Annotated in this window: 16 protein-coding genes; 7 read left to right on the top strand and 9 right to left on the bottom strand. The window is 64.4% G+C overall.

Going from position 1 to position 20,757, the window contains the following annotated elements; all coding sequences use genetic code 11:
• Positions 1-56: 56 nt before the first annotated feature.
• The 3 genes from SxD43FB_RS17580 to SxD43FB_RS17590 all read right to left on the bottom strand — a co-directional run bounded on the left by SxD43FB_RS17580 (position 57) and on the right by SxD43FB_RS17590 (position 4,944).
• Positions 57-605, bottom strand: a complete 549-nt coding sequence (locus tag SxD43FB_RS17580; RefSeq protein WP_096063303.1) for an ankyrin repeat domain-containing protein — start codon at positions 603-605, stop codon at positions 57-59.
• A 117-nt stretch (positions 606-722) separates the two neighbouring features.
• Complete coding sequence (locus SxD43FB_RS17585; protein WP_096063304.1) at positions 723-2,390, bottom strand: catalase; 1,668 nt, start codon at positions 2,388-2,390, stop codon at positions 723-725.
• Positions 2,391-2,535: 145 nt separating this feature from the next.
• The gene (locus tag SxD43FB_RS17590) at positions 2,536-4,944 is read right to left on the bottom strand and encodes a ligase-associated DNA damage response DEXH box helicase (protein WP_096063305.1); all 2,409 of its coding nucleotides are present in this window, start codon (positions 4,942-4,944) and stop codon (positions 2,536-2,538) included.
• Positions 4,945-5,224: 280 nt separating this feature from the next.
• Between SxD43FB_RS17590 and SxD43FB_RS17595 the strand changes: the two genes are divergently transcribed.
• The 3 genes from SxD43FB_RS17595 to SxD43FB_RS17605 all read left to right on the top strand — a co-directional run bounded on the left by SxD43FB_RS17595 (position 5,225) and on the right by SxD43FB_RS17605 (position 9,390).
• Positions 5,225-6,544 carry a cystathionine gamma-synthase family protein gene (locus tag SxD43FB_RS17595; RefSeq protein WP_096063306.1) on the top strand — a complete coding sequence of 440 codons (1,320 nt, stop codon included), beginning with the start codon at positions 5,225-5,227 and terminating at the stop codon, positions 6,542-6,544.
• A 3-nt stretch (positions 6,545-6,547) separates the two neighbouring features.
• A complete protein-coding gene (locus tag SxD43FB_RS17600) occupies positions 6,548-7,477 on the top strand; it encodes a 2-hydroxyacid dehydrogenase (protein WP_096063307.1) in 930 nt (309 codons plus the stop codon).
• A gap of 110 nt (positions 7,478-7,587) precedes the next feature.
• The gene (locus SxD43FB_RS17605) at positions 7,588-9,390 is read left to right on the top strand and encodes an AsmA-like C-terminal region-containing protein (RefSeq protein WP_255245789.1); all 1,803 of its coding nucleotides are present in this window, start codon (positions 7,588-7,590) and stop codon (positions 9,388-9,390) included.
• A 63-nt stretch (positions 9,391-9,453) separates the two neighbouring features.
• Here the strand turns inward: SxD43FB_RS17605 and SxD43FB_RS17610 are convergent, their stop codons facing one another.
• On the bottom strand, positions 9,454-10,128 hold the full coding sequence (locus tag SxD43FB_RS17610) for an HAD-IB family hydrolase (protein WP_096063308.1): 675 nt from the start codon (positions 10,126-10,128) through the stop codon (positions 9,454-9,456).
• A 98-nt stretch (positions 10,129-10,226) separates the two neighbouring features.
• On the opposite strand from SxD43FB_RS17610, the gene SxD43FB_RS17615 reads away from it, so the two are divergent.
• The 4 genes from SxD43FB_RS17615 to SxD43FB_RS17630 are packed head-to-tail and all read left to right on the top strand — an operon-like array spanning position 10,227 to position 13,803.
• A complete protein-coding gene (locus SxD43FB_RS17615) occupies positions 10,227-11,336 on the top strand; it encodes an MlaE family lipid ABC transporter permease subunit (protein WP_037473350.1) in 1,110 nt (369 codons plus the stop codon).
• Positions 11,336-12,208, top strand: coding sequence for an ABC transporter ATP-binding protein (locus tag SxD43FB_RS17620; RefSeq protein ID WP_096063309.1), 873 nt, complete (start codon positions 11,336-11,338; stop codon positions 12,206-12,208). Before SxD43FB_RS17615 ends, SxD43FB_RS17620 begins: the two co-directional genes overlap by 1 nt.
• A 3-nt stretch (positions 12,209-12,211) precedes the next feature.
• Complete coding sequence (locus tag SxD43FB_RS17625) at positions 12,212-13,174, top strand: MlaD family protein (RefSeq protein WP_037473348.1); 963 nt, start codon at positions 12,212-12,214, stop codon at positions 13,172-13,174.
• Positions 13,175-13,191: 17 nt separating this feature from the next.
• Positions 13,192-13,803 carry an ABC-type transport auxiliary lipoprotein family protein gene (locus SxD43FB_RS17630; RefSeq protein WP_096063336.1) on the top strand — a complete coding sequence of 204 codons (612 nt, stop codon included), beginning with the start codon at positions 13,192-13,194 and terminating at the stop codon, positions 13,801-13,803.
• Positions 13,804-13,843: 40 nt separating this feature from the next.
• On the opposite strand, the gene pepN is transcribed toward SxD43FB_RS17630, so the two are convergent.
• The 5 genes from pepN to mnmG all read right to left on the bottom strand — a co-directional run bounded on the left by pepN (position 13,844) and on the right by mnmG (position 20,697).
• A complete protein-coding gene (pepN, locus tag SxD43FB_RS17635) occupies positions 13,844-16,441 on the bottom strand; it encodes an aminopeptidase N (RefSeq protein ID WP_096063310.1) in 2,598 nt (865 codons plus the stop codon).
• Between the two features lie 68 nt (positions 16,442-16,509).
• On the bottom strand, positions 16,510-17,430 hold the full coding sequence (locus SxD43FB_RS17640; protein WP_096063311.1) for a ParB/RepB/Spo0J family partition protein: 921 nt from the start codon (positions 17,428-17,430) through the stop codon (positions 16,510-16,512).
• Entirely contained in the window at positions 17,427-18,209 is a 783-nt protein-coding gene (locus SxD43FB_RS17645) for a ParA family protein (RefSeq protein ID WP_069065606.1), read from the bottom strand. The genes SxD43FB_RS17640 and SxD43FB_RS17645 overlap by 4 nt, the downstream gene beginning before the upstream one ends.
• On the bottom strand, positions 18,206-18,850 hold the full coding sequence (rsmG, locus tag SxD43FB_RS17650; RefSeq protein ID WP_096063312.1) for a 16S rRNA (guanine(527)-N(7))-methyltransferase RsmG: 645 nt from the start codon (positions 18,848-18,850) through the stop codon (positions 18,206-18,208). Before rsmG ends, SxD43FB_RS17645 begins: the two co-directional genes overlap by 4 nt.
• On the bottom strand, positions 18,847-20,697 hold the full coding sequence (mnmG, locus tag SxD43FB_RS17655; RefSeq protein WP_096063313.1) for a tRNA uridine-5-carboxymethylaminomethyl(34) synthesis enzyme MnmG: 1,851 nt from the start codon (positions 20,695-20,697) through the stop codon (positions 18,847-18,849). Before mnmG ends, rsmG begins: the two co-directional genes overlap by 4 nt.
• Positions 20,698-20,757: the final 60 nt, after the last annotated feature.

Consider the following 20,757-nt stretch of genomic DNA (forward strand, 5'->3'; position numbering starts at 1 on the left):
GCCATCTTCTGTTTCACGTGGAACAGGCTTTGTACGCTATTCCCGCCAAATGGGGGTTATGGCCTGGCGTCGAGCTGTTTGACCATCGCGTCATTGCCCTGGCCCTGTGCGACGGCCTTGGCGGTGCGGCCGGAGGCGTCAGCCAGCGCGGGATCAGCCCCGGCTTTCACCAGCATCGCGACCTGAGCGCTGCGGCCGAAGAGCGCGGCCATCATCAGCGCGGTTTGCCCCGCCTTGTTGCGGGCGTTGACGTCGCAGCCTGCGGTCAGCAGCCGCGCGGCGATCGCGTCATTGCCCTTGAAGGCGACGCCCATTTGCGCGGTGTTGCCCTGCGATTCGTCGGGCTTGCAGGGGTCCGCACCAACGGCGATCAGCGCGTCGAGCGTGTCCGCCTGACCATTATAGGCCGCGAGGATGAGCGGGGTGAATCCGCGGGCGTCGGTGGCGTTGAGATCGACGCCTGCCTTCACGAGGGGTTCGATCATGTCGGTACGGCCGAGTCGGGCGGCGTCGAACAAGAGTTGCTGGCGGCGTTCGGGGGGGGGGAGTGCGTCGGGCGCGGGCGTTGCGGCGGCCAGCGCTGTGGCCAGGAGGAGGGAGAGCATCGCTAGTCAGCCTTATTGTAGAAGATATCCGTTCGGGCTGAGCCTGTCGAAGCCCCTCCCTTCTTTACATAGGGAAAGAAGGAAGGGCCCTTCGACAGGCTCAGGGCGAACGGTGTTTTAACGCACGGTCAGGCGTTGTTGCGGGTAGGCGGCTTCATATTCGGAGACCGCCTTGGTCACTTCCGCCATGGGCACGTTGACCGCCTTGGCGATGCGGGTGCCGTAATCCTTGTCGGCCTGGTAGAAATAGCTGACCATCATCGTGCGAGTGCGGTCGGAGGTGACCTGGCCCAAATCGCCCGCGAGGTTGGCGATCAGGTCGGCCTTGTCCTTGGCCGACAGTGCGCGATAGAAAATGCCAGCCTGCGCGAAATTATTGGTCTTTTCGATCGGCTTGGTATCGACCGTCGCGTTGATTTCGTAGGTCGACTGGCCAAATTCGGCCGCTGCCTGCTTCTGCACCATCGCCGGGAAATAATTGACGTTCGAGGTCGAGCCGGTCGCGTCCATCACGCCGTCCTGCGAATTATTGACCACCGGCGCCAGCGGCTTGTTGACCGGCAGTTGCAGGACGTTCGCGCCGACGCGATAGCGCTGCGTGTCGGCATAGCTGAACAGGCGGCCCTGGAGCATACGGTCGGGCGAGGCTTCGATACCGGGCACCATGTTGGACGGCGCAAAGGCCGACTGTTCGGTGAATTCGAAATAATTGGCCGGCATCTTGTTGAGCGTCATCTCGCCGATCTTGCGGAAGGGCACGTCGAGCCATTCCTTGGTATCGTCGAACGGATTATAGTCGAGGCCTGCAAATTGTTCGGGGGTCATGGTCTGCACCAGCAGATCCCAGGTCGGGAAATTGCCCTTACCGACTTCACGATAGAGATCGTCAGTCAGGAAGTTGAACTGGGCCGCGCCCGCATCCTTCCCGGTCAGATTCTTGACGCCCTGGCGGCTGATCCAGCGGAACTTGGCGAAGGTCACCTTGCCCTGCGCGTTCACCAGCTTGAAGGCGTGGACGCCATTGCCGTCCATGGTGCGGTAGGAAGATGGCGTGCCCAGGTTCGAATAAAGCTGGGTCAGCATATTGGTGGATTCAGGCGTGTTCGAGAAGAAGTCAAAATAGCGGTTCGGGTCTTGCTTGTTGGTGACCGGCGAAGGCTTGAGGCTGTGGACCATGTCCGGGAACTGCATGGCGTCGCGGATGAAGAAGATCGGCAGGTTGTTGCCGACCAGATCCCAATTGCCCTGATCGGTGTAGAATTTGGTGGCGAAGCCGCGTGGGTCGCGCAGGCCTTCGGGGCTGCCCGACGGGTGGATGACGGAGGAGAAGCGCACGAAGACCGGGGTTTCCTTGCCCGATGTGAAAAGCGAGGCGCGGGTCAGGTCGCTCATGTCGGCGGTGGCGCGGAATACGCCGTGGGCGCCGGTGCCGCGGGCGTGGACGACGCGCTCTGGGATGCGTTCGCGATCGAAGCGGGCGAGCTTTTCAATCAGCGTGGTGTCTTCGAGCAATACCGGGCCAAGGTCGCCTGCGGTCTTGCTGTTGCGGTTGGCACCGATCGGCGCGCCATTGTCGCGCGTCAGGTTGGGGACGGTCGCGGGCGCGGCTTCGGCCGGGACGGTCATGGTCTGCCCGGCATCGGCGGGCAAGGTGACGGTGGCCATGCGCGGAGCGACCTGCGTGCTGGTCTGGGCCAGGGCCTGTGCGCCGACAAGCGCGGACAGGCTGACGGCAGCCAGGGTCAAGCCGCGCAAGGGCGCGGCCGAAATCGGTGAATTCGACATAATCAGGTTCCTCTGTTGTTTTGTCGATCGTGACGATCGACACCCCTCGGACTGGGAAACGATGGATGGACCCGTAAGGTCCGCAAGAGAAACGGCTTATCTAGCTTTCAGATAGTGGGATTTTCGATCATTGCCGCAGCAATGCTCAATCGGCGCGCATCGCCAACGTCACCAGTGCTTCGGCTTCGATCAGCAACGCATCCTCGGCAGCGCTTTGCGCGACCTGCTCGCGGCCGATGAGGATGAGGACCGGCACCGCGAGCGGGCTGACCCGGTCGAGCGTGACATGCAGCATCGTGGTCGCCGCCCGGTCGATCAGGTCGCCCAGCCGCCCGACATCGGTCATACGCGCGCGGGCGTCGGCCCAGGCCGCCTTGATCAACAGATGGTCGGGCTGATATTTGCGCAGCACGTCGTAGATGAGGTCGGTGGAGAAAGTCACCTGCCGTCCGGTCTTGCGCTTGCCGGGATGCTGACGCTCGATCAGGCCGGAGATGACCGCGACGTCGCGAAAGGCGCGCTTGAGCAGGCTCGACTGTTCGACCCAATCGACAAATTCATGGTCGAGTATGTCGGCGGAAAAGAGGCTTTGCGGGTCGGTGACGGGCTTGAGGCCATAGACTGCCAGCGCATAATCATTGGCGACGAAGCCCAAGGGCATGAGGCCCTGGCTCTCCATCCGGCGGGTGAGCAACATGCCAAGCGACTGATGCGCGTTCCAGCCTTCGAAACTGTAGCAGATAAGATAGTGGCGGCCTTCGTGCGGGAAGGTTTCGATCAGCAGTTGGCCCGGTTGCGGCAGGACGGAGCGGAGTTTCTGCATGTCCAGCCATTCGCGCACGTCGGACGGGAAGCGATGCCACTGATCAGGGCTGGCGAGGAAGGCACGCACCCGGTCGGCGAGGCGCGTGGACATGGCCATGCGGCTGCCGCCCCAACTGGGGATGCGCGCTTGTTTGGAGGTGGCGCGGACGACCAAGTCGGTGGTGTCCATCTTGACCACTTCCAGCGCCATGCCGGAGAAGAAGAAACTGTCGCCGGGCGTAAGCTGGGCGGCGAAGCCCTCCTCCACCGTGCCGAGTTTGCGACCATTGGCGAAGCGAACGGCAAGCGCGGGTTGATCGACAATGATCCCGGCGTTGAGGCGATGCTGCTGGATGAAGCGGGGATGGGCGACGCGCCAGGTGCCGTCCGCATCCTGCGCCAACCGCTTGAACCGGTCATAGGCGCGCAGGGCGTAGCCGCCGCCTTCGATGAAATGCAGGACGGAGGCGAAAGCGTCGGGTGTCAGCGCGCTATAGGGGGTGGCGGACTGGATTTCGGCGAGCATCGCGGCTTCGTGGAAGGGACCGGCGCAGGCGAGGCCCATGATATGTTGTGCCAGCACATCGAGGCTGCCGACGCGGAAATCATCGGCATCGCGTTCGCCCGCCTCCACCGCATCCAGCGCGGCGCGGGCTTCGAGATATTCGAAGCGGTTGCCGGGGATGAGGATCGCCTCGCTGGCCTGATCGAGCCGATGGTTGGCGCGGCCGATCCGCTGGAGCAGGCGCGAGGAGCCCTTGGGTGCGCCCATCTGGATGACGCAATCGACATTGCCCCAATCGACGCCGAGGTCGAGCGAAGCGGTGGCGACCAACGCGCGGAGTTTGCCATCGGCCATCGCGCTTTCGACCTTGCGCCGGGCTTCGATTGACAAGCTACCATGGTGGATGGCGATCGGCAGGTTGGCGTCGTTCGCTGACCAGAGTTCCTGAAAGATGAGTTCGGCGAGGCCGCGCGTGTTGCAGAAGACGAGCGTGGTTTGATGCGCGGCGATTTCGGCCATCACCTGATTGGCGGCATATTTGCCCGAATGGCCCGACCAGGGAACGCGGCCTTCGGGGATGAGGATGGTGACGTTCGGCTCCGCGCCCGCCTCCCCCAACACGGCGGCGACCGTGTCGATATCGCCATCGGGCGCGAGCCAGGCGCGATAGGCGTCTACGTCCGCCACGGTGGCGGACAAAGCGACGCGGCGCAGGGCGGGGTTGATCGTCTGCAGCCTCGCCATCGACAGGCTGAGCAGATCACCGCGTTTCTGCGTGGCGAAGGCGTGGACTTCATCGACGATGACGGTTTGCAGGTCGGCGAACATCAGCGCGGCATCGGGATAGCTGAGCAGCAGCGAGAGCGATTCGGGGGTCGTGAGGAGGATGTGGGGCGGCTTGACGCGCTGGCGCGCCTTGCGGTCCGAGGGCGTGTCGCCAGTGCGGGTTTCGACGCGGATGGGGAGCGCCATCTCCTCAATCGGGGTCAGGAGATTGCGGCGGACGTCTACCGCCAGCGCTTTGAGCGGCGAGACATAGAGGGTGTGGAGCCGGTCGGTCGGGCGGTCGATCAGGTCGGCCAGGGTCGGCAGGAAACCCGCCAGCGTCTTGCCCGCCCCGGTCGGGGCGACGAGCAGCGCATGATCGCCCCGGCGCGCGGCGGCGAGCATGGCGCGCTGGTGCGAACGTGGCGCCCAGCTGCGGGCGGCGAACCAGTCTTCCAGCACGGGGGGGAGGGCATCCATGGGGTGGATGTAGGGAGTCGGCCCCAGCCTGTCACGACATGGGCGGGAAGAAGGGTTCGCGCGGAGACGCAGAGACGCGGAGGGCATAGCCGACCGTGCGCGCGCTCCGCGGCTCCCCGCATGGATATTCGCCGATGATCTGCACGGCGCGATCGCGTAATTTAAGTCCACGTCGGTAAAATTTTATGTCGCTGCCCTCTGGCCGTCCGACCTGTCCCTGCGTTACCATCGCGCCATCAAGAGCGGCGCAGCAGATGCCGCATCATGCAGGAGATATGATATGTCTGGCGAAACCGAAGCCGATCTGACGGGTGTCGAGTCCAACCGCCGCCGTCCCAAGCCGCCGATCATGGAGATTGACGGGCGCAAGTTGAAGCCCGCGACGCTGATGATGGGGCATGGCTATGACCCCACCCTGTCCGAAGGATCGTTGAAGCCGCCGATCTTCCTGACCTCCACATTTGCGTTCGAGAGCGCGGCGGCGGGCAAGCGGCATTTCGAGGGGGTGACGGGCATCAGGCCGGGCGGATCGGAAGGCCTCGTCTATTCGCGCTTCAATGGTCCCAATCAGGAAATTGCCGAGGATCGGTTGTCGGTGTGGGAAGAGGCCGAGGATGCGCTGCTCTTTTCCAGCGGCATGTCGGCGATCGCCACCACCCTGCTGGCGATGGTGCAGCCGGGCGACGTGATCGTTCATAGCGCGCCGCTCTATGCCGCGACCGAATCGTTGATCGGGCGGATATTGGGCAAGTTCGGGGTGCAGTGGCTCGATTTTCCCGCTGGCGCGAGCGCCGACGAGATTGGCGCGGTGATCGAGAAGGCCAAGGGGCTGGGTCGCGTGGCGATGATCTATCTCGAAAGCCCGGCCAATCCGACCAATGTGCTGGTTGATATCGAAGCGGTGGTTGCGCGGCGCGACTTGGCCTTTGCGGGCGAAGACCATGTGCCGCCGATCGCAATCGACAATACATTTTTGGGGCCGTTATGGTTGAAGCCGTTGGCCCATGGCGCGGATCTGGTGATCTACAGCCTGACCAAATATGCTGGCGGGCATAGCGATCTGGTCGCGGGCGGGGTGCTGGGGTCCACGGCGCTGATCACGACCATAAGGTTGATGCGCAATACGATCGGCACGATTTTGGACCCGCATTCGGCGTGGATGCTGATGCGCAGTCTGGAGACGCTGGAATTGCGGATGAGCCGGGCGGGCGAGAATGCGGCCAAGGTGTGCGCCTGGCTGCGCGACCAGCCGCAGGTGGAGAAGATCGTCTATCTGGGCTTTCCCGAAACCGAGCGGCAGCGCGACATTTACGAGCGGCATTGCACCGGGGCAGGATCGACCTTCTCGCTCTATCTGAAGGGCGGCGAGGCGGAGGCGTTCGCTTTTCTCGATGCGCTCAAGATCGCCAAGCTGGCGGTTAGCCTGGGCGGGACCGAGACGCTGGCGAGCCATCCCGCCGCGATGACCCATTTGTCGGTGCCGACCGCGCGCAAGGCGGCGTTGGGGATTGGCGACAATATGGTGCGCATCTCGATCGGCTGCGAGGATGCCGACGACCTGATCGCCGACTTTGCGCAAGCGCTGCGGGCGATCGGGTAAGCCATGACGCGACCGGTTCTCTTGGTGGGGCAGCCTTTGCTGGCCCCGGTCGTGCCGCTGCTGGCGCAGGATTATGACGTCATGGCGCTGTGGGAAGAACCCGACGCGGCGGCGTTGGCGCGGGTGGATGCGGTGATCTGGGCGGGTGAGTTCGTGCTGGAGCGGGCGCTGGTCGACGCGATGCCGCGCCTGTCGCTGATCGCCTGCTTCACTGTCGGCTATGACGGAGTGGACCTGGCGCTAGCGCGGGAGCGCGGCATTGCGGTGACTCATGCGGGTGACGCCAATGCGCAGGATGTCGCCGACCATGCGATCGGCCTGATGATCGCACATCGGCGCTGGATCGTGGGCGGCGACCGGCATTTGCGGGCAGGCAAATGGACGATGGAGGCCAAGACGCGGACCCGGTCGATGGGCGGGGCGAAGCTCGGTATCATCGGCATGGGCTCGATCGGCGTTGCGGTGGCGGAACGGGCGCAGGCGATGCGGATGCAGGTCCGTTGGTGGGGACCGCGCGAGAAGCCTGCCCTCCCCTGGCCGTGCGCCGCCAGTCTGGACGCGCTGGCGCGGGAGAGCGACATATTGTTGGTCGCGGCGCGGGCGGATGAGAGCAATCGCGGCATGATTTCGGCCGATATCCTGGATGCGCTGGGGCCGGAGGGATTGCTGGTCAATGTCGCGCGGGGGCAGTTGGTGGATGAGGCGGCGCTGATCGCGGCGCTCATATCCGGGCGGCTGGGCGGTGCGGCGATCGACGTCTATGATCCCGAACCGACCGACCCCAAGCGCTGGGTCGATGTGCCCAATGTCGTGCTGACCCCGCATACCGGCGGGGCCACGCATGAGGCGGTGGCGCATATGGCGCAGATGCTGCTCGCCAATCTGACGGCGCATTTCGCAGGCAGGCCGCTGATCTCGCCGGTGCGCGGCTGAACCCTAAGACGAGTTGTGCGTTGAGCGCGACACAATGATGGGGGACTTGGGGGGTGTCGGTGAACGCAAAGCGGGGAGCGCGATGGGCCATAGGCATTGGGGCCGGGCTGGTGGCATTGCTGGTCGTTGCGACACTGCTGCTGGCGGCCTTCCCCTGGGGGATGTTCAAGGATCGGATCGAGGCACGATTGTCGGCGCGGATCGGCAAGCCCGTCACGATCGGGACCATGACGCGCGAGGATAGCCTGTCCTTCCATCCCGTCGTCCGCCTGACCGATATGCGCGTGCCGCAACCCGATTGGGCGAAGGGCGATGGCGATCTTGCCCGGATCGGCGAGGCGCGGGTCGGCTTTTCGGCGCTGGCGCTGCTGACCGGCGGGCCGGTGGTCGAGACGCTGGACCTGCGCCGCGCGCGCTTGAACTTCTATCGCGCGGCCGATGGACGGGAAAGCTGGAGCGGGGAGCGGAGCGGTGGCGATGAGCGCAAGGGCCGACGTCCGGCGTTGCGCAGCCTGACCGTCAGCGACAGCCGCATCGCCTATCGCGACGACAAGCGCGGCCGGTCGGTGGACGCGGCGCTGGCCGTGGATGGCAAGGGGCTGCGCCTGTCCGGCAAAGGCGATGTGCGCGGCTATCCCGTCACGGTCACCGCCAGCGGCGCGCCGATACTGGGTCATAAACCAAGGACTCGCTGGCCATTCCGCGCACAGATTGCGGGCGATGCCGTGGGCATGACGTTCGATGGCACCATGGATGGCCCGCTCGACATCGGCCATTTGCGCGGCAAGGTGACGGGCCATGCGATCGACCTGCGGGTGCTGGACGCGATCATCGAGGCGGGCCTGCCCGGCACCCAGCCCGTGCTACTGACGGCGCAGGTTGTGCGCGAGCGGCCCGACTGGATCATCGAATCGCTCAAAGGCACGATCGGGCGGTCCGAGATTGCGGGCCATGCCACCGTGCGCAAGCGCGAAGGCCGTACCCGGATCGATGGCGCTATCCGCGCGGCGCAGCTGGATTTCAACGATCTGTCGTCGGATGAAGGCCGACGCAAGGCATTGGCCAAGCGTGCGCGGCTGGGCGACCGGCTGATCCCCGACACCGCGATCGACCTGCGCAAGATGGCGCGCACCGATGGGCGGCTGGAGATACAGGCCGACCGGCTGTTATGGCCTGGGTCCAGCCCGTTCCGGTCGCTCAAGGGCGTGTTGACGCTGGAGCGCAGTCGGCTGGTGGTCGAGCCGTTGCGGATGGACCTGATGCGCGGCGTGCTGGGCGGGCGGTTGACGGTGGATCAGCGTGACGGCGGGCCGCGACTCGATCTGGCGCTTGATCTGCGATCGGCGCGATTGCTCGATTTCTTTCCCGAAACGCGGATCGACGGCGGGCTGGTAGGGCGGATCGCGCTCAATGGGCCGGGGCGCACCATCCGCCAGGCGGTGGGGCAATCATCGGGCACGATCGCGCTGGTCGCACGCGACGGATCGATCCCCGCGCGCACGGCGGCGTTGATGGGGCAGGATGTCGGCAAGGGGCTGACGCTCGACAAAGACAAGATGGCGGTCCTGCGCTGCATGGTCGCGCGGTTCGACGTCAAGGGCGGGGTCGCGCGGACCAACCCGGTGCTGATCGACACATCCCGCGCACAGACGCGCGCCACCGGCACGATCCGCCTGTCGGACGAGACGCTGACGCTAACGCTGAGCGGGCAGCCCAAACAGGGGAGCCTGTTGCGGCTGAAAGGCACGGTGCCGATCCGCGGCACGATCAAGGCGCCCGATATTCAGGTGCCCAAGGAAGCGCGATCGGCCAAGGGCATCCTCAAGATGATCGGCGATGCCATCGGCGGCGACAAGGTGCCACGCGCCAGCGATGCGGATTGCGACGCGCTGGCACGATCGGCGATGCGTTAGACCGACATATCGGTGCGGTTCGCGCGTTTCTCGACTTCGCTCGCAACGAACGCATGTCTATGTCTAATTCCAGTCGACCCGCGTCCAGCCGCGCACCGCCGCCAGTTTGGCCAGCGGCTTGTGCGGGTTGGAGGCGATGGGGACATCGGCGAATTCCAGCATCGGCGCGTCCGACACATGGTCGGAATAGGCGCGGATATGGGTCTGGGTCCGGTCGATCGCCTGCGCCGCCATCCAGGCCTTGATCATTCGCAGCTTGCCGGTGTCGTAGCAATTTTCGCCGGCAATCTTGGCGCGGACATAGCGCAGATCCTGCGAGAGATGGTCGGTCGCGATCACCGCGTCGAAACCCAGCCGCCGGGCGATCGGTTCGACATAGAGGCGGTAGGAGGCCGTAGCGAGAACGAGGCGATAGCCATCGGCGCGGTCGCGCGCGATCTGCGCCACGGCATCGGCGCGCAGATTGGTCGCCAGCACCTTGTCGGCATAGCTTTCGACATGGGGCATCAACCGGGCGCGTTCCACATGGACCCCGATCATCAGCGCCTGATTGAGTTCCTTGAGCCGCTGGCGCGACAGCAGTTTGAGCACATAGGCCAGCATCAGCAGCACGACGCAGGGCAGCAGGATCAGCCGCCACGGGGCCATCGCCCGCGCCACATGGATGAGGAAGCCGGTATAGGTGCCGCTGAACGTCACCGTGCGGTCCATGTCGTAAATCGCCAACCGATGCGTCATGCCGTATCCGAAACTTTTGCCGCTGCCCTTCGTTCGGACTTGCGGATGGGCCGTTTCGGCTTGCCGTGCAACCGATATTGGACCACTAATCCCATCGCATGAATAAAGCCGCTTCACTGGCCGAAGAACAAAGCGACGGCGGCAGCGTGCTGCGGCTGTCCGGTTCGCTGGCGATCGCATCGCTGCATGACCTGCCCGACCGGCTGGATGCCGTGCAGGGTCCGGTCGGGACGATCGACCTGTCCGACGTCGATCATATGGACACGATCGGCGCGTGGACGGTGCATCGCACCGCCAAGCGGCTGGGCAGTCAGATCAGCGGCGCGCACCCGGATGCGCAGCGGCTGATCGATACGGTCGGCGCGCTGGACGATCCGGTTTCGATCCACCCAGACAGCGTTCCGGCCCTGCGCCGCGTCGTCGGCCAGATCGGCGAGGCGGTCAGCACCGCCGGGTCGACCATGTTGGGACTGCTGGGCTTTTTCGGCGCGACACTGGTCGCGGCCTGGAGCCTGATCCGCCATCCCAGCCGCTTCCGCGTCAATGCAGTGGTGCAGCGTTTCGAGGTCGTGGGCGTGTCCGCGCTGGGCATCATCGGCCTGATGAGCTTCCTGATCGGCATCGTCATCGCCCAGCAGGGATCGGTGCAGTTGCGTCAGTTCGGCATGGAGATGCTGACGATCAACCTGGTCGGTCGCCTGACCTTCCGTGAGTTGGGCGTATTGATGACCGCGATCATGGTCGCTGGCCGCTCCGGCTCAGCCTTTGCCGCGCAATTGGGCACGATGAAGTTGACCGAGGAAATCGACGCGATGCGGACCATCGGCGTGTCGCCGATGGAAGCGCTCGTCCTGCCGCGCACGCTGGCCGTCATCATCATGATGCCGCTGCTTGGCTTTTATGCGTCGATTCTGTCAGTGCTGGGCGGCGCTTTCCTGTGCGCGATCGCGCTCGATATTCCGCCTATCACCTTTTTCCAGCGGTTGCGCGAAGTCGTGCCGATCACCGACCTGTGGGTCGGGCTGATCAAGGCACCTGTGTTTGGCCTCATCATCGCCATTTCCGGCTGTTTTCAGGGGATGCAGGTCAAGGGCAATGCGGAGGAAGTGGGGCTGCGCACCACCGCCGCCGTCGTGCAGGCGATCTTCCTCGTCATCGTCATCGATGCTTTCTTCGCGGTGTTCTTCACCTGGGTAGGGTGGAACTGATGACCGAAGACGAACAGCGCCAGGCCGAAGAGCAGCGGCTCGCCCAAGCGGTCGAAGAGTCCGACATCGCCATTTCGGTGCGCGGCATTCGTAATGCCTTTGGCGACCAGGTCATCCATGATGGCCTCGACCTTGATGTGCGCAAGGGCGAGATATTGGGCGTGGTCGGCGGATCGGGCACCGGCAAGTCGGTGCTGATGCGCGCGATCATCGGCCTTCAGACGCCGAACGAGGGCGAAATCCATGTCTTTGGCGAATCGATGGTCGGGCGGCTGGACGATGATGCGCTGGCGATCCGCAAGCGGTGGGGCGTGTTGTTCCAGGGCGGTGCGCTGTTTTCGACGCTGACCGTGGCGGAAAATATCGAAGTGCCGATCCGCGAATATTATCCCAATATCGGGGCGCAATTGCGTGACGAGATTGCGGCCTACAAGATCCGCATGACCGGCCTGCCCGCCGAGGCGGGGCCGAAATATCCGTCGGAATTGTCGGGCGGCATGAAGAAGCGCGCTGGCCTGGCCCGCGCGCTGGCGCTGGACCCGGACCTGCTGTTCCTCGATGAGCCGACCGCTGGCCTTGATCCGATCGGCGCGGCGGCGTTCGACGAGCAGACCCGCAAATTGCAGGAGACTTTGGGTCTTACCGTCTTCCTCATCACCCATGATCTCGATACGCTCTATTCGATTTGTGATCGGGTGGCGGTGCTGGCGGATAAGAAGGTGATCGCGGTCGGCACGATCGATGAGCTGCTGGCGCTCGACCATCCGTGGATCCAGGAATATTTCAATGGGCCGCGTGGCCGTGCGGCGACGGCGGCAGTATCGCGGGAAAAGAACAAGGCGGCTCAGACCCCGCCGGACGGAAGGCAATAGGATATGGAAACCCGCTCCAACCATGTGCTGGTGGGCACGGTCACGCTGCTGCTGCTGGCGGCGATCATCATCGCGGCCTTCTGGTTCTCCCGCATATCCGACGGGCAGAACAAGCAATATGATATTTTCTTCAAACAGTCGGTCAGCGGCTTGGCCAAGGGTTCGAGCGTCAACTATGCGGGCGTCCCCTCCGGTCAGGTGGAATCGATCGACCTGTGGAAGCGCGATCCAAGCTTCGTGCGGGTGCGCATTACGGTGAAGGACGGGACGCCGGTGCTGCAGGGCACGACCGCGAGCATTGCGGGCGTCGGCTTTACCGGGGTGAGCGAAGTGGTGCTGGACGGCGCGGTCAAGGGCGCGCCGCCGATCATTTGTCCGGCGGAAAATCCCCAGGCGGTATGCCCCGATGGCGTGCCCGTGATCCCGACCAAGCCGGGGGCACTGGGCGAATTGCTCAATAGCGCGCCGCAATTGCTGGAGCGCTTGTCCACGCTGACGGAGCGGCTGACCGAAGTGCTGAGCGACAAGAATCAGCAGTCGATCGCGGGCATATTGGCCAATGTCGAGCGGGTGTCGGGGGCTTTGGCCGACCGTAGCCCGGAGATCGCCGCAACCCTGGCCGAAGCGCGTATCGCAGTGCAGCGCACCGGCGTTGCCGTCGAGCAGATCGGCAAGCTGGCCGCGACGACCGACGCGATGCTGAACGAAGAAGGCAAGCCATTGATGGCCGATCTGCGCAAGAGCGTGCAGTCGGCGACGCGCAGCATCGATACGCTGGACAAGACCATCGGCGCGGCGCGGCCGGGCGTGGAGGCGTTCAGCACCCAGACCATGCCGGAAGTGAACCAGCTGGTGCGCGACCTGCGCGAAATGTCGCGCGCCTTCCGCGGCGTTGCCGAGAAACTGGACCAGCAGGGCGCTGGTTCGCTGGTCGGATCGCCCAAGCTGCCGGACTATAAGCCATGATGAGAGAGATGCGGACCATGTTCCATGCCAAACCCACGGGCGCCCTTGCGGCGCTGACCGCCGCCGTCCTGCTGTCGGGCTGCGTCTCGATCGGCGGGAAGGTGCCCGAACGGCTGTTGACGTTGGATGCGGTGCAGAAGGTGCCGACGGGCACGGCGCAGCGTGCTGGCGCTGGGCGCACATTGATCGTGTCCGATCCCGACGCACCCAAGATGCTGGATACGATACGTATCCCGGTGCAGACCAGTCCGACGTCGGTCGCCTATGTGACTGACGTGCAATGGGCCGATACACCGCGCCATCTGTTCCGGCGCTTGTTGGCCGAGACGATTTCGGCGACGACGGACCGGGTTGTGCTCGATTCGGGGCAGTTTTCGGGTGATGGCGGGCAGCGGCTGTCGGGCGAGTTGATTGCCTTTGGGCTTGATGCGCCGGGGAATAATGCGGTGGTGACCTATGACGCCGTGCTGACGACGCCCAATGGGGTCGCGCTGGCGCGGCAGCGTTTCACCGCCAGCCAGCCGGTGGGTGGGAAGATTGAAGCTGCGACTGTTGGTACGCCGCTCAACAGTGCCGCCAACAAGGTCGCGAGCGACGTGGCCGCCTGGGTCGCGGCGATGAAGGACTGATTGCTGCTCCGTTTGCGTCGCGCGAACGGAGTAATCTACTCTAATCCAGAATTTTACCGGCCTGCTCGGTCACGTCCTTGGACAGGCCGGGCTGCGCCAATATGCGCTCCAGTTCGCCTCGCATCAGCGCGCCGCGGGTTGCGTCGAAGCGCTTCCAGCGGCCGAGTGGCGGCACGAGGCGTGCCGCCGTTTGCGGATTCAATCGGTCCAGCGCAATGATGCAGTCCGCCACCAACCTATAGCCCTTGCCGGATATGTGGTGGAACGCCCACTGATTGCCGGTGAAGGCGCCATAGAGCGCGCGGACGCGGTTGGGATTGGTGAGGGTGAAGTCCTTGTGCCGCCCCAGTTCCTCGACCAGATCGACCGTGTCGGGATGGACGGCGAAGGCCTGGGTCTGGAACCATTTGTCGAGCGTCAGCGCGTCGGCGCCATAACGGTTGTAGAAGATGTCGAGCGCCGCCACGCGCTCGGCGCTGTCGCCATTGGCGAGGACGGCGAGGGCCGCTTGCCGCTCGGTCATATTATGGGCGTGGTCAAACTGGACGAAGGCGGTTGCGGGGCCGTCCATCGCACCTGAGGCAACGAGATAGCCAAGCGCGCTGTTGCGTAGCTTGCGCGCACCCTTGGCGGCGGCGGACATGGAAAATTCGGTGGCTTTGGTGCGGGCATGGATCGCGCGCCAGTCCGGCTCCAATTCTGCGCCGATCCGCTGTTGCAAGGCTTCGCGCGCGGCGTGGATCGCGTCGGGATCGACCTGCGCCATCTGATCGCCGAGATAGGCTTCGCTGGGCAGGCGGATGGCTTCGGCGACGAAGGCGGGATCAAGCATGGGGTCGGTGATGACCTGACGGAACGCGGCGATCACAGGGCCGTCGTCCATGGGCTGACCGGTGATGCGGCCGACCAATATGTTGACCATCAACTGTTGCATCGCCTCATAGCGGGCGAATGGATCATCATCATGGGCGGACAGGAAGGCGAGATCGTCTTGGCTGCGGTTGGTGTCGACGATCACGGGAGCGGAGAAGCCGCGATTGATCGACAGGATCGGCGCGGTCGTGAAGTCGGGGAAGGTGAAGCTTTGCTGCGGCTCGGTGAGTAGCAGCAGTTCATCGCCATGATGGGTGCTGGTGGCGGGATCGAACAGGGCGACGCGCAGTGGGATCGCCATTGGGGCCTTGTCCGGCTGGTCGGGCGTGGGGGCGAGCGACTGGTGCAGATGCAGGTTCACCATCCGGGTCACCGGATCATGGTCGAGCGTGGCGCGGACGTGCGGGGTTCCGGCCTGCTCATACCAGCGACGGAATTGGCTGAGGTCGATCTCCCCGCCCTCTTCCATCGCCAGGACGAAATCCTCGCAGGTGGCGGCTTGGCCGTCATGGCGATCGAAATAAAGATCAGCGCCCGCGCGGAAGCGTTCCGGCCCCAGCATCAGGGCAATCATGCGGATCAGCTCCGCGCCCTTATTATAAATGGTCGCGGTGTAGAAGTTACTGATTTCCATATAGGATTCGGGCCGCACGGGATGCGCGAGCGGGCCAGAGTCCTCCTGAAATTGGGCGGCGCGCAAGATGCGCACATCTTCGATCCGCTTGACCGCATGGCTGCCCATGTCGGCCGAGAAATTCTGGTCGCGAAAGACGGTGAAGCCTTCCTTGAGACTGAGCTGGAACCAGTCGCGGCAGGTGACGCGATTGCCCGACCAGTTGTGGAAATATTCATGCGCCACAACGCCTTCCACGCCATCATAATCGATATCCGTCGCGGTTTCGGGATCGGCCAAAATATAGCGTGAATTAAAGATGTTGAGGCCTTTATTCTCCATTGCGCCGAAGTTGAAATCGGCCACGGCGACGATGTTGAACACATCGAGATCATATTCGCGGCCGTAGACGCGCTCGTCCCATGCCATGGAGTTTTTGAGCGCCTGCATGGCATGGCCGGTGCGTGGCAGGTCCGCCTCACGCACCCAGATGCCCAATTGCACTTCCCGGCCGCTCATCGTCACGAAGCTGTCGGCATTGCAGGCCAGGTCGGCAGCGACCAGCGCGAACAGGTAACAGGGCTTGGGGAAGGGATCGACCCAGCGTGCCCAATGCTGTCCAGCGTCACCCTCGCCCTGCTCCACCGGATCGCCGTTGGAGAGCAATATGGGAAAGCGCGCCTTGTCGGCGCGCAGTGTCACATCATAGCGCGACAATATGTCCGGGCGATCGGGGAAGAAGGTGATGCGGCGAAAGCCCTCCGCCTCGCATTGGGTGCAAAGCAACCCGCCGCTGGCATAGAGGCCCATTAATTTGCTGTTCGATTCCGGGGCCATCTCGACCAGCGTTTCGACACTGTGCGCCGAACCGGACAGCGACACGGACAAGGAGCCGGCTTCCATATGCCATAGGTCGGACGTGGCGAGTTCGCCATCGATGCGCACCTCCAACGGAATGAGGCCATCGCCGTCGAGCCGCAAGGGCCGGTCATGACCGCCATTGCGCGTGACCATGAGCGTCGCGCGGACGCGGGTGCATGCGGGATCGAGGTCGAAATCCAGCTCGATATCGGGCACCAGCCAGTCGGGCGGGCGATAATCCGAACGACGAATGACGGAAGGAGAAGCGGGGGAAGCGTGCATGTCGGCCATCCCCCCAAGCTAGGGAGACGGCCGGGAAAAGGCCAGCGGCGTGGCCCGGTTTTTCGCGTCCTGCCCGCTTAAATCCGTTCGCCCGACAGGCGTTGGCAGAGCATGTCCAACTGATCGAGGGTCGAATAGCGCAGGGTCAGCGTGCCGCCGCCATTGCCTTCATGTCGGATGTCGACTTTCAGCCCCAATATGTCGGCCAGATGCTGTTCCAGCGAGGCAATGTCCGCGTCCGGTTCGGCGGCGGCACCGGTGCGACGCGCGGCAGGCGTGTCGTCGCCGGTCTTCATGCGGCGGACCAATTGTTCGGTATCGCGGACCGACAAACCCTTGTCTTCGACCTGCCGCGCCAGCGTCTCACAATCGGGCACGCCGATCAGCGCGCGGGCATGGCCCATGCTGATCTTCTGCTCCATCACCTGCTGCTGCACCGAAGCGGGCAGGTCGAGCAGGCGCATGAGATTGGCGATGTGGCTGCGCGATTTGCCGACGATGCGACCTAGGGCGTCCTGCGTGTGCTGGAAGTCGCCGATCAGTTTGCGATAGGCTTCGGCCTCTTCGATCGGGTTGAGATCCTCGCGCTGGATATTTTCGATCAGCGCGATTTCGAGCGTTTCCTGCTCGTCAAAATCGCGGACGATGGCGGGGATGCGGTGGAGCTGCGCCCTTTGCGCCGCGCGCCAGCGACGTTCGCCCGCGACGATCTGAAAGCCGCCGCCATGCGGGCGGACAATGATCGGCTGGATCACGCCGCGCTTGGCGATGCTGTCGGCCAGCTCCTGCAACGCGCCTTCGTCGAAATGGCGACGCGGCTGTTCAGGATGCGGCTGAATGAGCGACACTTCAATGTTCTGCACCGCCTTGCTGGACGGCGAAGCGGCGGGCGCAACCGGCTCTTCGCGCGCAACGTCGCCGAGCAGCGCGGACAAGCCGCGCCCCAGGCCGTGCGGCCGCTTCACAGTTTTGGGCTTGTCGGTCGTTTCGTCGCTCAAGCGGCAACCTCCTGTCGGGGCAGGCGCGCGATCAATTCGCGCGCGAGCCGCATATAGGCTTCCGATCCTGAGCAGCGGAAGTCGTAAATCAAGGCCGGAACGCCATGGCTGGGCGCTTCGGACAGGCGCACATTGCGCGGGATGACGGTGGTGAACACCAGATCACCAAGGCAGGCGCGGACATCGTCGGCGACCTGATCGGTCAGCCGGTTGCGCCGGTCATACATGGTCAGCGCAACCCCCATGATCGACAGGCCGGGATTGAAGCGTCCGCGAATGCGCTCGACCGTCTGGAGCAATTGCGACAGCCCTTCGAGCGCGAAAAATTCGCATTGCAACGGGACGAGCAAGGATTGCGCCGCGACCATCGCGTTGATCGTCAGCAGGCCAAGCGACGGTGGGCAATCGATCAGGCAAATGTCCCAACGGCCCGGAGGGGCTTCGGCCAGCACCCGTTCGAGCCGGTGGGTACGCTGTTCATATTCGATCAGTTCGATCTCGCAGCCCGACAGATCCTGGGTCGCGGGGACGAGGTCGAGCTTGGGCACGCGGGTCGTGACGATCGTGTCCTCCAGCGCGCAATTGCCGACAAGCAGATCATAGCTCGACCGCGCCCGTTCGGACTGGCCGACGCCCAAGCCGGTGGAGGCATTGCCCTGCGGATCGAGATCAAGCAGCAGCACGCGCAGGCCGGTGGCGGCGAGACCGGTGGCGAGGTTGATCGCCGTCGTGGTCTTGCCCACGCCGCCCTTCTGATTGGCGATAGCGATACAGATCATGCGCGACCTTTCCTTCTGGCGACGGGTTTGACGGCGTGCGCGACGATGATGGCGCTATCGGCGTCCGTCACGCTCGGTTCCACGTGAAACACACCCTGCCATGATGGGCGCGTCGCCTCCAGTTCATTCTGCGCATTTCGTCCCTTAGGCAGCACCCATAGCGTATTTTTGTCGGAAAGATGCGCGGCGGATTCGAGCAGGCGCGGGAGTGGTGCATAAGCGCGCGCGCTGATGACGGCGGCGGCGCAAGGCGGCACCATCTCGACCCGGCCGCCGAAGACCGTGGCGTTGGGCAGGTCCAATGCGGCGATGGCTTCGTTCAGAAAATCGATGCGTTTGCGCCGGGATTCGACCATCAACATGGGTCGGTCGGACAGGCAGGCAACGACGATACCGGGCAACCCGGCTCCCGATCCGAGGTCGATCCATGCGCCCTCCCCCGCCGATTGGGCGCGGGTGAGGAGCTGCGCAGAGTCCACGATATGCCGCGCCCAGACATGGGGGCGGGTCGATTCGGCGATGAGATTCTGTTCGCCCATCGCATCCAGCAGGATCGCAACGAAGCGTTCCAGACGCGCCATTGTTTCACGTGAAACATCGAATTGGCCCGTCAGCCAGGCGCGGGCTTCATCCTCCGTCATGCTGCAACCTTGCGGACATGCACGAGAATGGCGGCGAGGGCCGCAGGGGTAACGCCCCGGATGCGGCCTGCTGCGGCGAGCGTATCGGGACGCGCGGCGTCCAGGCGTTCGATCATCTCGGTGGACAGGCCGCCGATACTGGCGAAGTCGAAATCGGCGGGGATGAAGACGCGCTCGTTGCGGCGCAGGTCGGCGATCTCCGCATCCTGGCGGTGGAGATAGGGGGCGTAATGGGCGTCCTCCAATATCTCTGCGCGCAGGTTAGCGGGCGCTGCGGCGAGGCGGGGGGCGAGCGACAGGATCAAGGCCCGATCGACTTCGGGGAAGCGCGCCCATTCGAACAGGCTGCGGCGTATGCCATCCTGCCGCACCGACGCGCCCGCGCGGGCCATGGTCGTGGCACCGATGGGCTGCGCGAGTTCAGTCTCTATCTCGGCGCGCAGGGCATCGCGCTCGGCCAAACGCGCATAGCGGACGGGGCCGATGATGCCATGCGCGATGCCGATCGCGCCAAGGCGCGTTTCCGCATTGTCGGCGCGCAGGCGCAGGCGATATTCGGCGCGCGCGGTCAACATGCGATAGGGTTCGGTTACACCCTGCAATGTGAGGTCATCGATCATCACGCCGATATAGCTGCTGGCGCGGTCGAGGATCATGGCCGCTTCGCCGCGTGCGCGGGCGGCGGCGTTGACGCCCGCGATCAAACCCTGAGCGGCTGCCTCCTCATAGCCGGTCGTGCCGTTTATTTGCCCGGCGCAAAAGAGGCCGGGGATGGCGCGGACCTCCAATGTGGCGTCGAGCGCGCGCGGATCGATATGGTCATATTCGACGGCATAGCCGGGCACGACGATGTCGGCGCGTTCCAAGCCGGCCATTGACCGGATCATAGCGACCTGAACATCGGTCGGGAGCGAGGTGCTGATGCCATTGGGATAGACGAGTGGGTCGTCCAGCCCTTCGGGTTCCAGAAAAATCTGATGCCCATCGCGGTCGCCGAAGCGCTGGATCTTGTCTTCGATCGACGGGCAATAGCGCGGTCCACGTCCTTCGATCGCGCCGCTGAACAAAGGCGACCGGCCGAGGCCATCGCGGATGATCTGATGGGTGCGCGCATTGGTGCGGGTGATGGCGCAGGCGAGTTGGGGCAGTGGGCGACCGTTGGACAAAGGCGACATGGTCCAGCCGTCACTGTCCGAAGGCTGCGCTTCCAGCCGCGCCCAATCGATCGTGCGGCCGTCGATGCGGGGTGGCGTGCCGGTCTTGAGGCGACCGATGGGGAGAGCGAGATCGCGCAGTTGGATGCCCAGGCTGGTCGCGGCTCGTTCGCCGACGCGACCACCCGTTTCGCGTTCATCGCCGCGGAACAGCTTGCCGCCGAGGAAGGTGCCGGTCGCCAGTACGACTGACGCGGCCTCCAGCACGCGCCCATCGGCAAGGGACAGACCAGCGATCAGACCATCTTGCAGAAGCAGCCCTGCCGCCTCGCCCTCTACGATTGTCAGACATTCTTGCGCATCAAGCATCTGATGGATAGCGGCGCGATAGCGTTTGCGGTCGGCCTGGATGCGCGGCCCCTGGACCGCGGCGCCCTTGCTGCTGTTGAGCATCCGATAGTGGATCGCGGCCTGGTCTGCGGCGCGGCCGATCAGGCCATCCAGCGCATCGACTTCGCGCACGAGATGGCCCTTGCCCAACCCGCCGATCGCCGGGTTGCAGGACATGGCGCCCACGGTAGTACGGTCGAACGTCAGCAGCGCGACGCGCGCGCCTTTGCGCGCAGCGGCCGCCGCCGCTTCGCACCCGGCATGGCCGCCGCCGACCACAATCACATCATAGCGAGTTTGCATGGGTGGCCTGTAGCAGATGCAGGCCATCGCGGTCAAAAGCGTTCCACGTGGAACATCGCG

Origin of the sequence: Sphingobium sp. D43FB, assembly GCF_002312805.1 — a bacterium.
In the GTDB taxonomy this organism is placed as follows: Bacteria; Pseudomonadota; Alphaproteobacteria; order Sphingomonadales; family Sphingomonadaceae; genus Sphingobium.